Annotated in this window: 15 protein-coding genes; 12 read left to right on the forward strand and 3 right to left on the reverse strand. The window is 62.8% G+C overall.

Features of this window, described 5'->3' with window-relative positions:
* Positions 1–66 precede the first annotated feature (66 nt).
* The 4 genes from YA0848_RS21360 (at position 67) to YA0848_RS21375 (ending at position 4,005) form a co-directional block, all read left to right on the forward strand.
* Positions 67–1,302, forward strand: a complete 1,236-nt coding sequence (locus tag YA0848_RS21360) for an MFS transporter (RefSeq protein ID WP_023082248.1) — start codon at positions 67–69, stop codon at positions 1,300–1,302.
* A 104-nt stretch (positions 1,303–1,406) separates the two neighbouring features.
* Positions 1,407–2,849, forward strand: a complete 1,443-nt coding sequence (locus YA0848_RS21365) for a cytochrome ubiquinol oxidase subunit I (RefSeq protein WP_023082247.1) — start codon at positions 1,407–1,409, stop codon at positions 2,847–2,849.
* 5 nt (positions 2,850–2,854) lie between these two features.
* Positions 2,855–3,862, forward strand: coding sequence for a cytochrome d ubiquinol oxidase subunit II (gene cydB, locus YA0848_RS21370; protein ID WP_031668800.1), 1,008 nt, complete (start codon positions 2,855–2,857; stop codon positions 3,860–3,862).
* Positions 3,862–4,005, forward strand: a complete 144-nt coding sequence (locus YA0848_RS21375; RefSeq protein WP_079279707.1) for a DUF2474 domain-containing protein — start codon at positions 3,862–3,864, stop codon at positions 4,003–4,005. Before cydB ends, YA0848_RS21375 begins: the two co-directional genes overlap by 1 nt.
* A gap of 122 nt (positions 4,006–4,127) precedes the next feature.
* Here YA0848_RS21375 and YA0848_RS21380 read toward each other — a convergent pair whose 3' ends face one another.
* Complete coding sequence (locus tag YA0848_RS21380) at positions 4,128–4,823, reverse strand: ArsR/SmtB family transcription factor (RefSeq protein WP_023082245.1); 696 nt, start codon at positions 4,821–4,823, stop codon at positions 4,128–4,130.
* Between the two features lie 122 nt (positions 4,824–4,945).
* On the opposite strand from YA0848_RS21380, the gene YA0848_RS21385 reads away from it, so the two are divergent.
* The 4 genes from YA0848_RS21385 (at position 4,946) to trxB (ending at position 7,474) form a co-directional block, all read left to right on the forward strand.
* On the forward strand, positions 4,946–5,332 hold the full coding sequence (locus YA0848_RS21385) for a DUF1360 domain-containing protein (RefSeq protein WP_023082244.1): 387 nt from the start codon (positions 4,946–4,948) through the stop codon (positions 5,330–5,332).
* Between the two features lie 234 nt (positions 5,333–5,566).
* Positions 5,567–5,887, forward strand: a complete 321-nt coding sequence (gene trxA / locus YA0848_RS21390) for a thioredoxin (protein WP_023082243.1) — start codon at positions 5,567–5,569, stop codon at positions 5,885–5,887.
* Positions 5,888–5,969: 82 nt separating this feature from the next.
* Entirely contained in the window at positions 5,970–6,488 is a 519-nt protein-coding gene (locus tag YA0848_RS21395) for a carboxymuconolactone decarboxylase family protein (protein WP_023082242.1), read from the forward strand.
* Positions 6,489–6,529: 41 nt separating this feature from the next.
* Positions 6,530–7,474 (forward strand): thioredoxin-disulfide reductase, encoded by a 945-nt coding sequence (trxB, locus tag YA0848_RS21400; RefSeq protein WP_041106370.1) that lies wholly within the window; start codon positions 6,530–6,532, stop codon positions 7,472–7,474.
* 64 nt (positions 7,475–7,538) lie between these two features.
* Here trxB and YA0848_RS21405 read toward each other — a convergent pair whose 3' ends face one another.
* Positions 7,539–8,867, reverse strand: coding sequence for an ATP-binding protein (locus YA0848_RS21405; protein WP_023082240.1), 1,329 nt, complete (start codon positions 8,865–8,867; stop codon positions 7,539–7,541).
* Positions 8,864–9,532 carry a response regulator gene (locus YA0848_RS21410; protein ID WP_023082239.1) on the reverse strand — a complete coding sequence of 223 codons (669 nt, stop codon included), beginning with the start codon at positions 9,530–9,532 and terminating at the stop codon, positions 8,864–8,866. Before YA0848_RS21410 ends, YA0848_RS21405 begins: the two co-directional genes overlap by 4 nt.
* A gap of 146 nt (positions 9,533–9,678) precedes the next feature.
* On the opposite strand from YA0848_RS21410, the gene dsbD reads away from it, so the two are divergent.
* Genes dsbD through YA0848_RS21430 form a run of 4 tightly spaced genes read left to right on the forward strand, consistent with a single transcriptional unit; the run spans position 9,679 to position 14,044 of the window.
* Positions 9,679–11,547, forward strand: a complete 1,869-nt coding sequence (dsbD, locus tag YA0848_RS21415; RefSeq protein ID WP_031668798.1) for a protein-disulfide reductase DsbD — start codon at positions 9,679–9,681, stop codon at positions 11,545–11,547.
* Positions 11,544–12,383: a TlpA disulfide reductase family protein gene (locus tag YA0848_RS21420; protein WP_023082237.1), complete on the forward strand. Its 840-nt coding sequence runs from the start codon at positions 11,544–11,546 to the stop codon at positions 12,381–12,383. The genes dsbD and YA0848_RS21420 overlap by 4 nt, the downstream gene beginning before the upstream one ends.
* Before the next feature lie 7 nt (positions 12,384–12,390).
* A complete protein-coding gene (gene dsbG, locus YA0848_RS21425) occupies positions 12,391–13,194 on the forward strand; it encodes a thiol:disulfide interchange protein DsbG (RefSeq protein ID WP_023082236.1) in 804 nt (267 codons plus the stop codon).
* A 49-nt stretch (positions 13,195–13,243) separates the two neighbouring features.
* Entirely contained in the window at positions 13,244–14,044 is an 801-nt protein-coding gene (locus tag YA0848_RS21430) for a sulfite exporter TauE/SafE family protein (RefSeq protein WP_023082235.1), read from the forward strand.
* Positions 14,045–14,073: the final 29 nt, after the last annotated feature.

A 14,073-nucleotide genomic window follows, 5' to 3' on the forward strand; every position in this document is an offset into this window, starting at 1 on the left:
GCTTGGCACAAGGCGGTGTTTCGCCACTTCTATTGACTGGATTCTTGATCTACCCCCGAGTCGCCCATGCCAAGTCCCCACGCCGTCGTATCGAACACCCCCACGCTTGAACTCTCCGAACGCGATCAACGCGGCAACATCATCCGGCTCACCGTGGCTCAGGCGTTGGCCGGAGCCAATTCGGTGGTGGTCTATGCCACGGGCGCGATCATTGGCCATATGCTGGCACCGAGCAAGGCGCTGGCTACGCTGCCGATTTCCATCTTCGTGGTCGGCATGGCCGCTTGCATCCTTCCGGCGGGAGCCATCGCCAGACGTCATGGCCGTCGTGCGGCTTTTCTTGCCGGCACAGGCGGAGGGGTGCTGACCGGGCTGCTGGCAGCGTTGGCAGTCATGCTGGGATCGTTCTGGCTGTTCTGCCTGGCCACCTTCTTTGGCGGCGCCTATGCGGCGGTGGTGTTGTCGTTCCGCTTCGCAGCAGCGGATGGTGTCGCCGCACCGCGGCGGGCACGGGCGTTGTCCTTCGTGATGGGAGGTGGCGTGGTGGCGGGGGTCGTGGGACCGCAGTTGGTCACCCACACCATGTACCTTTGGCCAGCGCATATGTTCGCAGCCACGTTCGTCGCCCAGGCGATCGTGGCGGCGCTATCGGCCATCGTCCTGTACGGCGTGCGCCTGCCCATGCCTTCCGCCGCGGAGGTCGCGGGAGGTCGGCCGCTGGGCACCATCGCGCGCCAACCGTTGTTCATCATCGCCGCCATTTGCGGCGCGGTTTCCTACATGCTGATGAACTTCCTGATGACGGCCGCGCCATTGGCGATGCAGATGTGCGGACACTCGCAGGAAAGCTCCAATCTGGGTCTGCAGTGGCACGTCATTGCCATGTATGCCCCTAGCTTTTTCACAGGGCGACTGATCACGCGCTTCGGCGCTGGTCGTGTCGTCGTTGCAGGCCTGCTGCTTACCGGGCTGTCCGCCGCCGTGGGGTTGCTGGGAGTCGATGTCGCCCATTTCTGGCTCACCCTGGTCCTACTGGGCATAGGCTGGAATTTTGGTTTCATCGGCGCCTCTGCTTTGGTGCTGGAATGCCATCGTCCTGAAGAAAAGACACGGGTGCAGTCTCTCAACGACTTCATCGTATTCGGCACCATGGCGGTGGGCTCTTTTGCCTCAGGCAGTCTTCTGGCGGCCTACGACTGGTACACCGTCTTGTGGGTGTCGTTCGTTCCGCTCGCGATAGCTCTGGTCGCTCTGTTTGCCGCGCCAAGCGGGAACAAGCACAACGCTGTTGGTCAAGGGTAGATGTGTGTGCGGCACCCTATGCAGACATGCACCCCGGCGACTGCCTTTGAATACCGAGTAAAGGCAGCGCTCTTTGATTTCAGGATACGAACTGAGGTTTTGCCATGCTAGGCCTAGACGCTCTGGAACTCGCGCGAATCCAATTCGCCTTCACCATTTCTTTCCACATCCTATTCCCGGCCATCACGATCGGCTTGGCCAGTTATCTCGCCGTTCTGGAAGGACTGTGGCTGAAGACGGGAACCCAGACCTATCGGGATCTCTATCACTTCTGGTCGAAGATATTCGCCGTCAACTTCGGCATGGGCGTTGTGTCTGGGCTGGTAATGGCCTATCAGTTCGGTACGAACTGGAGTGCCTTTTCGGATTTCGCAGGTTCCGTTACTGGCCCTCTGCTGGCATACGAGGTGCTGACCGCATTCTTCCTGGAAGCGGGCTTTCTGGGCGTCATGCTCTTCGGATGGAACCGCGTCGGACCCGGCTTGCATTTTTTCTCTACGATCATGGTGGCGATTGGCACACTGGTGTCGACCTTCTGGATTCTTTCCTCCAATAGCTGGATGCAGACCCCGCAGGGCTTCGAGCTGATGGATGGGCGTGTCATCCCAGTAGATTGGTTCGCGGTTGTATTCAACCCTTCGTTCCCGTACCGCTTGGCGCACATGTCGACGGCCGCATTCCTTGCCACGGCGTTCTTTGTCGGTGCGTCTGCGGCATGGCACCTGCTGCGCGGCAGCACGAACCCCGCCATCCGAAAGATGTTTTCCATGGCGCTGTGGATGGCTGTCTTCGTGGCGCCATTGCAGCTTCTGCTCGGCGACCTGCATGGACTCAACACACTGGAGCATCAACCCGCAAAGATTGCCGCCATCGAAGGGCACTGGTCCAATACCCCGGGGGAATCAACGCCACTGACGCTTTTTGGCTGGCCCGATATGCAGCGCGAGGAAACCCGCTTCAGTGTGAAAGTGCCATATCTCGGGAGCCTGATCCTTACCCATTCCTTGTCCAAACAGGTTCCGGCGCTCAAGGAGTTCAAGCCAGAGGATCGTCCAAACTCCACGATCGTATTCTGGTCGTTCCGAATCATGGTGGCCTTGGGCTTATTGATGATACTTGCAGGTCTTTGGAGTGTCTTTTTGCGCTGGAATAAAAAGCTGTATGAATCGCGAGCGTTCCTGCGTTTCTGCCTGTGGATGGGGCCGTCCGGGCTGATCGCGATTCTCGCGGGCTGGATCACAACCGAGGTCGGGCGCCAACCTTGGGTAGTCTACGGATTGATGCGGACCGCGGATGGCGTTTCCGCGCACAGCGCCAACCAGTTGGGATTGTCTCTGGCCTTGTTCGTGATCGTCTACTTTGCTGTGTTCGGAGCCGGCACAGGCTACGTTCTGCGCTTGGTACGCAAGGGGCCGGCGATGGGCGAAGGCGCGGGAGCGGAGCACGGGGGCCCCGGCACGTCACGCACGCCCGCACGACCGCTATCTGCTGCGGAAAACGGCCTGGAAGGCGATCCGATGAATGCCGAACACAACGGGAGGGCATGAAGATGGTGGGCGTCGATCTGTCGATCATATGGGCTGTGATCATCGTCTTTGGGGTGATGATGTACGTCGTCATGGATGGCTTTGATCTCGGCATTGGCATCCTCTTTCCATTCGTCCGGGACAAGGCCGAACGGGACGCGATGATGAACAGCGTCGCTCCGGTCTGGGATGGCAACGAAACCTGGCTGGTGCTGGGGGGCGCGGGTCTTTATGCAGCGTTCCCGCTGGCGTATTCGGTGATTCTCAGCGCCTTTTATCTTCCCTTGATGTTCATGCTGCTGGGACTTGTCTTTAGAGGCGTGGCTTTCGAGTTCCGCTTCAAGGCCAAGGACCACAAGCGCCATATTTGGGATAAAGCCTTCATTGGAGGATCTCTCATCGCCACCTTTTTTCAGGGCGTGACGCTAGGCGCATTTATCAATGGCGTTCCGGTTCAGAATCGCGCATTTGCCGGCGACTCGCTCGCCTGGCTTTCGCCGTTCCCCCTGTTTACCGGGGTGGCGCTGATCGCGGCATATGCTTTGCTTGGCTGCACATGGCTCATTCTGAAAACAGAGGGGCCTCTGCAACAAAAAATGCACCGGATTGCTCGACCGTTGGCCGTCCTGCTTCTGGCGGCGATCGGTATCGTGAGTCTGTGGACGCCACTTGCCGAGCCAAGCATCGCCGATCGATGGTTCAGCCTGCCCAACTTCTTTTGGTTCCTCCCCGTTCCGATCCTGGTGTTGACCGCCTTTTACTTTCTGCTTCGCTCGGCGTCGAGAGGTGATCACGCAAAGCCCTTCCTGCTGACCTTGGCCATGATCTTCCTGGGATTCACTGGCCTGATCATCAGCTTGTGGCCCAACATCGTTCCGGGGTCGCTCACCCTCTGGCAAGCCGCCGCTCCACCTCAAAGCCAGGGTTTCACGCTCGTGGGCGCGCTTTTCATCATTCCGATCATTCTGGTCTACACGGCGTGGAGCTACTACGTCTTCAGAGGCAAGGTAAAGCTGGGACAGGGGTATCACTGATGCCCAGATCCGAGGGAAAAAGACCCTTATGGCAGCGCGTGCTGTGGCTGATTGCCATCTGGTCGGCAAGCGTGCTGAGCCTGGGTGTTTTGTCCTACCTTCTGCGACAGGTTATGCAGGCCGTCGGTTTAAGCACGCCATAGCGGTAGAGAGCCGGCATTGGAGCGCAATGCTTCAGACTATGCCGGGCCACTCCAAAACGTCGCTCTGCCGATGGACAGTTGGCCGCCACGGCGCGGCGCGGAAGGCGGCGCGCTGAGCTGGACTACGGTGCCGCATCAACGGCGGTTTGTAGCGGCAAGCCTGCCGCCCGCCATTCCGGCACGCCGCCGGCCAGCGCTGTGGCCTGCACACCGAGGGTTTGCAGGATGGTGACGGCCTGCATCGACAACACGCAATAGGGGCCGCGGCAGTAGGCCACCACCTCTGTTCCTCGGGACAGTTCTCCGACGCGATCCGCCAGTTGCTCCAGCGGAATGTTGATCGCACCTGGCAGATGGGCCTGTGCGAACTCGCCACCGTCGCGGATATCCAGCAGCACGACCGCTCCTTCTTCCAGACGGTCAAGCAGGCTGTCAATGGAGACGGACTCCATCTCCTGCGGCCGCTGCCGACTGTCCGTAATGGCTTCGCGGATGCGGGCGTGCTGGAACGCCACATAGTCGTGCAATGCCGAGACGACGGCGGCCAGTGGCCCTGGCCCCAGGCGATACAGCATGTGCTTGCCATCCCGCCGGGTCTGGACACAGCCAGCACGCTTCAGGTGCTGGAGGTGCTGCGAAGCGTTCGCCACCGATATCCCGGTCAGCTCGGCCAGTTTCTCGACCGACCGCTCACCACGCACGATCTGCTCCAGCAGCGCCAGGCGATGCGGATGCCCCAAGGTCTTGGCGACCTCGGCCAATGGGTCGAGACGGCTGACGCCGTCGGGATGCAAATGCGGGTTCATTGACATCACCATACCATCACACTATCATTCAAGCAATTGATTGAATGATAGTGTGATGTGCTTATTTCCTTGTTCTTGGCCACCGAATCGGCTGGCACAAGGCCCCTTGGATCAGCCGTTCTGGAGTTTTGAATATGGGCACAGTGCTTACGCCTGCCACATGGGATTCGCTATGGACCTGCTTCGTGCTCGCCCTGGCGACCAGCAGCATTTCGGTTTCCATCACCCAGGGCGAGTTGTTCGCCCCCTTGCGCAACTGGGCGCAAAAAGTCGGCCATATGACCGGCCACTTGTTCCAGTGCTTCTTCTGCATCAGCCACTGGGTTGTGTTCCTGGGCATTGCCATCTTCCGCCCCACCATCACCAGCAGTGGCTTGGTGCTGGTGGATTGGATCGTCGCTGCGTTCTTCAGCCTGACGCTGTCCACGTTGGTCAGCGGGCTGATGTTCAAGGTGCTGCTCACCGGGATGGCCAAGAAGGTACGCGACAAGGAACTCAAGGAGATGTTTGCGCCCAAGTAACCGACCGCCGTAGCCGCATCCCGCGCCAGCAATTCAGGAGTTGGTTTCATGCTTCAGACATCCCCCAATGATGATTCGGCCAGCAGATATCTCCCCGGCTTCCAGTTGCAATGGCGCGGCCCGTGCCCGCAACCCGCCGGTTACGTCCATCCCTGCCGCGTCACCGCGGTTCTCTTCCAAGTGTCCCGCGCCGGCCGTGCCGGTGATTCTTTCGCAACTCAGGAGCCCCAACCCATGCTTCAAGAACTGACAAACGAGAATTTCGATACCGCGCTCGGTCAATCGCCCGGTCTATACGCGGTCCGCTTTTGGGCGGAATGGTGTGGTCCCTGCAGGGTGATGTCCCCGGTCTTCAAGGACGTGGCGCAGGACATGCAAGGCACCGCGCAGTTCGGTGAAGTCGATATCGATGGTTCGCCGGAATTGGCGGGCCGGTACGGCGTGCAGAGCATCCCGACCGTGTTGCTGTTCAAGGATGGGCAGGTGGTTGACCGGCTGACCGGCGCTGCCCCGAAGCCCAACGTCATCCGCTTCATCAACAACCATCTTCGTTGACCGTCGTGGCCCGGCCGCTCGCATCACCGCCCGGGCCGCCATACGCATGTAGATCCCGAGCACTCCCAAGAGAGAAGCACCAATGCCCCATGTCAGAGTGAAACCGTGGCAAGACGGCGATGAAGCCCCAGCCGAGCTTCTGCAAAGCATGCGGGCGCGTCGCCCGAATGGCGAGCTGATCGGCATTGACCGCGTACTGCTCAAAAGCTTCCCGCTCGCAATGGGCTGGAACGGCTTGCTCGGTCGCGTGCGAGCGGAGTTTGAGCTCCCGCTCGAATACCGTGAACTCATCATGTGTCGCGTGGCGGTGCTCAACCGAGCCGAATTCGAGTGGAATGTTCACCAGCCCGCCTACCTGCAAGCCGGAGGCACGCAGCAGAAATGCGATGTCCTGCGTGCCGATGGTATTTCCTCGCTATTCGATAACAAGGAGCGAGCGCTGCTCGAACTGACGGACCAATCCACCCGCAATGTCGAAGTGGATGAAGTTGTCATCGAGAAGCTCAAGGAACTCTTTGGGGAGCAGCAGACTGTCGAAGCCGTTGCGACGGTCGCTGCATACAACATGGTGTCCCGCTTTCTGGTCGCTCTCGCAATCTGAGTGCTTCGGTCAGCCACTTATATGGATCACTTATTACAGCCATGAAAACACATCGCCAACTCATCATTCTCGGCTCCGGTCCCGCTGGCTGGACCGCCGCGGTCTACGCCGCCCGCGCCAACCTGAAGCCCCTGGTGATCACCGGCCTGCAGCAGGGCGGCCAACTGATGACCACCACCGAGGTGGACAACTGGCCCGGCGATGCCCACGGCCTTATGGGCCCGGACCTGATGGCGCGTATGCAGGCCCATGCCGAGCGCTTCGACACCGAGGTGGTGTTTGACCATATCCATACCGCCGACCTGTCGCAGCGGCCGTTCCGACTGGTCGGCGACAGCGCCGAGTACACTTGCGACGCGCTGGTCATCGCCACCGGCGCCACCGCCAAGTACCTGGGCATCCCGTCCGAGGAGTCGTTCAAGGGCCGCGGCGTGTCCGCCTGCGCCACCTGCGACGGATTCTTCTACAAGGACCAGGACGTGGTTGTGGTCGGCGGCGGTAACACCGCCGTGGAAGAGGCGCTGTACCTGTCCAACATCGCCCGCAAGGTCTACCTGGTGCATCGCCGCGACACCCTGCGCGCGGAGAAGATCATGCAGGACAAGCTGTTCGCCAAGGTCGAGGCCGGCAGGATCGAGACCGTCTGGCACCATCAGGTGGACGAGGTGCTTGGCAATGACGCCGGCGTCACCGGCGTGCGGGTGAAGTCGGTGATCGACGGCAGCACTCGGGACATCGAGGCCCATGGCTTCTTCGTCGCCATCGGCCACCATCCCAACACCAGCCTGTTCGACGGCCAGCTGGCGATGAACAACGGCTACCTGGAGATCCGCGCCGGCCTGGGCGGCAACGCCACCCAGACCTCGGTGGAAGGCGTGTTCGCCGCCGGCGACGTCGCCGACCAGCACTACCGACAAGCCATCACCTCGGCTGGCTTCGGTTGCATGGCGGCACTCGATGCAGAGCGTTTTCTGAGCCCGGCATAGAGGCATCGGGAACGTCCGGTAGAACCGCCTGGCTATGGGAGGCGGCTCTGCCGGAGCCGTTTGCTCAGCGCAACGGAACGAGAAGCTCGGCGACCAGGCCGCCGTTGTCTCTGGGCATCATCTCCAGCCGCCCGCCGAAGCGTTCGACGATGGCGCGGACGATCGAAATACCCAAGCCAGCACCGTCGCTGCGCTGACGCCCCTGGTCGCCGCGCCAAAAGCGTTGTCCGATTTGCGTGGTCTGCTCCGCGCTCAGGCCTGGACCACGGTCCGCCACTTCCAGCAGGCAGGCCCGCGCCGAGGCATCGAAGCGTACCCGCAACTCGACGGCGCTGTCCGGTGGCGAGTAACGCAATGCGTTGTCCACCAGGTTGCGGATCGCGATCTCCAGCATGGATCGTGGAATGGGGCTGCCCGCGTCACTACCCTCGGTCAGCAGCGTCAGCCGCCCGCCAGCATCGTCGCCGCTACGCTCGATGATGCCGTGGACTACATCCATGACCGAAGCGCACTCGTCACCGTCATGGATCGGTGCTTCGGCGCGTGCCAGCACCATCATCTGGTCCAACGTGCGCCGCAGGCGCTTCACGCCTTGGTCCGCACTGTCCAGCGAAGACCCGACGTCTTCTCCCTCGCTGACCCGCGCCACTTGAAGATGGGTGTCGATCACCGTCAACGGGGTGCGCAGCTCGTGTGCTGCAGCATCCGTGAATGCCCGTTGGTTCGAGAGCGCCCGCGCCAAGCGCCGCAGAAGGCCGTTCATGGCGTCCAGCACCGGTCGCAGTTCCGACGGCGAATGATCCACCGCGATCGGTGACGTGTCGTCCGCGTGCTTGTCGCGTAGTTGCTGCGACAGGGCTTTCAAGGGCGCCAGCCCCCGCCCGATACCGATCCAAAGTGCAACCAGCCCCCCCAGAAAGGCAATCAGAAATGGCACGCCAGCGGCGTACAGCAGATCGTTGATCAAGGTGTCCCGCTGATCGACGCGATCTGCCGTAGTGATCTGGTAGCCATTGGCACGCAGGACATACACCCGCCACTGGTGCCCCAATACTTCCCGAGTGCTGAAGCCGGCCGGTAGGGACTCGAACTCCGAATGCGGCCCAGTGGTCGTTCTTGCCAGAACCTCACCTTGCAGCGACCGGATTTCGCATGCAATGCCTTCCTTGCCGCTGACGCGCACCGCCTCGGTGAAGCCGGATGGGGCGGCGTTCGGGGCCAGCGCCGCACGTTCGAGCAGCCCCGAAACCATGCGCGCGGACATGGCCAGGCGTCCATCGAGGGTCCGGTCGAGATTGGAATGAACACCGCGCATCATCAGGGCGGCGGCGACCACCCACAGCAGGATCAGCGAGAGGCTCGCGATCAACACCGCCCGAAGACGCAGGCTCATGATGAAGGCCTCCATCCCAGGCGGTAGCCCAGCCCGCGCGAGGTCTCGATCGCTTCGGCTCCCAGCTTGCGCCGGATGTTGTGGATATGCACGTTGATGGCGTTGCTGCTGACTTCCTCGCAGAGCCCGTAGATGCGTTCATTGAGGAAGTCCGGCGACACCCAGCGGCCATCCGCACTGGCGAGGTGTGCGAGAAGATCGACCTCCCGGCGCGACAACGTGACGGACTCGCCATGAAGCCAAGCCAGCCCGCTCTCCGGCTCCAGGCGCAAGGGGCCGGCGACGATGACCTGGGCGGCGCGGCCCTGAGTTCGCCTGACCAGCGCATGCAGTCTGGCCGCGAGTTCGCGCAGATCGAATGGCTTGACCACGTAGTCGTCCGCCCCGCCGTGCAGGCCCTTCAGCCGGTGCTCGATCGCGTCGCGCGCGGTGAGAATTAACACGGGAAGATGAGGTTCAAACGCCCGCATGCTGGCCAGCAGGTCCATGCCATCGCGGTCGGGAAGGCCGAGATCGAGCACCAGGGCGTGGAAGGTGTTTTCCTTCTGCATGGCCTCCGCTTCGTGCGCGGTACAGGCGTGATGAACCTCAATGCCGTGCTTGCGCAGGCCTGCCACGATCCCCTTGCCGATCAGCTCATCATCCTCGACCAGTAACACCCGCATTGCTGCTCCATTTCACTCTCACCGAAATAGCATGTTAGGCCAAGAGTTACGGGTGTGTCAGCGAATGAAATGGGTGCCCGTCCACTTTAGTTTCGCTTAATCGGACAGCCGCATCATTCCAAGTGACCTTGCTTGGAGGATTCGATTTGTCCCTATACCGGCGCGTACTCGCGGCCTTGTTGATATGTTGCTCTGCGATCGGCGTTGCGTGGGCGAATTCCAGCCTGCTCCCTTGGGCCAGCAATGATCCGCAGTTTCTGGACGTCGCCGAGGTGCTCCAGCTTCGCCCGGTACAACAGCAGGGCGATGCCTTTTCGATGGAAGGACGTATCGCCGATGACTACTACGTCTATCGGCACTCCATCAAGTTGGTCGATGGACAGGGCCAAGAAATCGACCTGAGTCTGCCTGCTGGAACGCCCAAGCATGATGAATTTTTTGGCGACACCGAAATCTATACGGGCGATGCGCTCCGCCTTCGCTGGCCGTCAACGGTTTCCGGCCCGCTGACGCTGCACTGGCAAGGGTGTGCCGAGGCGGGCATCTGCTATCCGCCCCAAACAATCGCGGTGACGCTTCCCGCCGTAGCGAGCATTCCGTCTCCACCTGCGAACGGCACAACCTTGTCGCCGGCGGCTGATGTCGCCAGCCCTCAAGCGTCATCGCCGACGATGCCGACCGCCAAACCGGACGATGCCGGTGCCGCGTTGGATATGGCCGAGGATCAGGCTGCGGCGCAGAAGCTCGCGACGCTCGGGCCGGTGGCCGGAACCCTGTTGTTCTTCGGTTTCGGCTTGCTGCTGGCGTTCACCCCCTGCACACTGCCGATGATCCCCATCGTCTCGACGCTGGTCGTCGGCAGCCAGGCCAATCCGCGGCGCGCGCTGCTCCTGTCCTCGGCCTATGTCTTGGCGATGGCGGGAACCTATGCGGCCGTGGGCGTGGCGGCCGGACTCGCCGGCGCCAACCTCCAGGCCACGTTGCAATCCCCGTGGCTGTTGGGCGCCTTCGCCGCGCTGTTCCTCATCCTGGCAAGCTCGCTGTTCGGCCTGTTCGAGTTGCGCCTGCCGGCGGCCCTGGTCAATCGCGTCGAATCGGCTGGAAGAGGGAAGACCGGCGGGCGCATCGCCGGGGCCGCGGCACTGGGCTTTCTGTCGGCGTTGCTCGTGGGGCCGTGCATGACCGCGCCCCTGGCGGGTGCGCTGCTGTATATCGGACAGACCGGCAGCGCCTTGTATGGCGGGCTTGCACTGTTCGCGCTGGGCATGGGAATGGGCCTGCCGCTGCTGGCCATCGCCGTGTTCGGTGCCCGGGTCCTCCCGCGGCCCGGCGCGTGGATGGAGCGGGTGCGGATCATCTTCGGCTACGTCATGGTTGGCATGGCGGTCATGATGCTGGCCCGGTTCCTGCCCGGCACGGCGAGCCTGGTGCTGTGGGGTGCGTGGATCTTGTCCATCGCGGTCGGCCTGGTTGCCTGGGGCCAGGCCGTCGCGGCCCGGCATCGGCTGGCCTGGACGCTGCGTTCCGTGGCCGTGTTCGCCGGGCTGTGGTCCGTATTGATGCTCGTCGGTGCCGCGTCAGGCGGAGAGTCTGCCTTGCAGCCTCTGGCGCATCTGCGCGGAGCCGCCGCCGCGCCCGCCGCTGCCGAGATGACCTACGTTCAGGCGAAATCCGCCGCGGACGTGGATGCCCGCATCGCCGAGGCCGGCGCGCGCGGCCAATGGACGTTGATCGACTTCTATGCCGACTGGTGCGTGAGTTGCCACGTGATCGAGCGCAATGTCTTCGGCAATCCGGCCGTGGCCGCCCGTCTGGCACAGGTGCAGATCGTGCGCCCGGATGTGACCCGCAACGACGCGGAAGATCAGGCGCTGCTCAGGCATTGGCAGGTGCAAGGGCCGCCCACGCTGATTCTGGTCGGGCCTGATGGCCAGGAACGTCGGGCACAGCGCGTCGTCGGCGAAATCCACGCAGGTGGCTTCCTGGAACGGCTCGACGCCGCGGGGGCGCCATGATCGGGATTGGCCCGTTTTCCATCGACGTGGTGATCGTCGCCGTCTCCGCCTTGCTGGCCTGGACCGTGGCACGCATGCTGGCGCGCCGGTTGCCCGACTCGCCCTACAAAGCCGCAGGCAGCCTGCTTCTCGATGCGCTGCTCGTAGGTTTGATCGCTGCCAGGCTCGGCTACATCGCGCGCTGGTGGAAGGACTATGCCCAGGCTCCCTGGTCAATGATCTCGATCGGTGATGGGGGATTCCTATGGTGGGCCGGCCTACTGGCGGCATTGCTGTTCGCCGGTTGGCGCACGCGCTCGATCCGGGCGCTGCGGATGCCAGTCTTCGCAGGTGTCTTTGCCGGGATCGTGGCGTGGGGGGCTGCGGGCGGCGTGGTCGAGCTGCTGCGGCGTTCCGCACCTCCCTTGCCAGATGTGCAACTGGCCATGCTCGACGGACAACCGATTGCCCTGAATTCGTATGCCGGTCGGCCTGTCGTCGTCAATTTGTGGGCGACCTGGTGCCCCCCGTGCCGAAGGGAAATGCCGGTACTACAGCAAGCGCAGTCAGTTTTTCCGGGGATCGCCTTCGTCATGGTCAACCAAGGCGAGCAGGCCTCGGTCATCCAGAGTTTTCTCGAACAAGAAGGACTGGTGTTCAACCACGTGCTGCGTGACCCGGCATCCGACACGATGCGGGTGATGGGCGCGCGCGGGCTGCCCACCACGCTCTTTTTCGATAGCGATGGGCGCTTGGTGGATACGCATATGGGCGAGCTGACCATGGCCAGCCTCAAGAACACCATCACGCGCCGCTACGCGCAAGAGTCCAGCCCCAACAGCACAAACCAGGAGTAACAGCCCCATGTTCCAACACCACACACGCTATCGAATCCCTCTCGGGCTCTGCTTCATGCTGATGGTGGGTTGCAGCCAGGCGGAGAACGCCAATACGCCACCCGCTAATACTCCGCCCGCCAATCTGCCCCCCGCCGTCAAGGCGCTGGAGGATCAGGGCCTGACCGTGATGACGGAGTTCGACGCGGGTAAAGAAGTGCGCGCCTTTGCCGCAGTCGCGGGCGACCAGCCGATCGCGGCCTACCTCACCAAGGACGGCCATGTCATCGTCGGCACGCGGCTGGACGCCAAGGGCGATCGGATCGACGATGCCAAGCTACAGGAGCTGGTCGCCAAGCCCATGGGAGACCGCGCGTGGGCGCAGTTGGAGTCATCCACCTGGGTGCTCGATGGCAAGGCCGACGCCCCTCGCGTGATCTACACGTTCAGCGACGCCAACTGCCCGTACTGCCATCGTTTCTGGGAAGCCGCCCGGCCCTGGGTGGATGCCGGCAAGGTTCAGTTGCGCCACGTGCTGGTCGGCATCATCAGCCAGGACAGTCCGAACAAGGCGGCCGCCATCCTTGGTGCGCCTGACCGCTCCGCGGCGCTGCTGGAGAACGAGAACAAGTTCGACCGGGGCGGCATCACGCCGGCCAAGACCGTCCCGGCCGACGTGCGCAAGATTCTGGAAGACCACCAGATGCTCATGCTGACGCTGGGGTTCCGCGGAACGCCGGGGATCGTCGTCCGCGATGAGAGCGGTGCACTCAAGAAGTACAACGGCATGCCCCGCCCAGAGGCCATGGCCGAGGTGCTCGGTCCTCGCTGATGACGCGGCCGAAGGTGAGAAAGGCAACCTGCAACAGGACGGTGGCGCCATGCTGATCGGGGCGCTGCTGGGGGTGCTCATCGGCGCGCTATTGGGCCTGACCGGCGCCGGCGGCGGCATCCTGGCCGTGCCGGCCCTGGTCTTCGGATTGGGCATGGCCATGCGGCAGGCCGCTCCCGTGGCGCTGATCGCGGTGGGGGCTGCCGCAGCAGTCGGGGCGCTGCAAGGCCTTCGCCAAGGCATTGTTCGCTACAAGGCTGCGGCCGTCCTCGCGGCATCGGGGGTCGTCGCATCTCCCTTGGGAATACGCCTGGCCCACCATTTGCCGGACACCTGGCTTGCCGCAATATTCGCCGCCGTCATGGTGATCGTGGCCCACCGCATGTTCCGCTCGTCGCAAGGCCACGCCTCGGAGCCCGGGGCAACCGCGCCTCCTGGCAAGGCGTGCCAGGTTTCCGCCGAGACAGGCCGCTTCGTCTGGACCTCGCGGATGTTTCTGACACTCGTCGCGATCGGCGCTGTGTCTGGCGTGTCCACAGGCATGCTGGGAGTGGGCGGCGGCTTCATCATCGTGCCCGCACTGACCTACTTCAGCGAGCTGCGCGTGCATAGCATCGTGGCGACGTCGTTGATGGTGATCGCGCTGATATCTGCGGCAACCGTCTCGATGGCCTGGGCACAAGGGTTCACCATGACCCAAGGTGCCTGGGCGTTCTCGCTCGCGGCGGTTGGCGGCATGGGGATCGGGCGACTGGTCGCGCCGCGCATCCCAGCAAGGGAGCTGCAGCGCGGATTCGCCCTGACATGCGTGCTGGTCGCGGCCTTGATGGTCGTCCGCAATTTTTCGTAGGCACACGCGCCACCTGGAGACGGCTCCGG

It is taken from the genome of Pseudomonas sp. S4_EA_1b (assembly GCF_016307435.1).
Lineage (GTDB): Bacteria > Pseudomonadota > Gammaproteobacteria > Pseudomonadales > Pseudomonadaceae > Aquipseudomonas > Aquipseudomonas rhodesiae.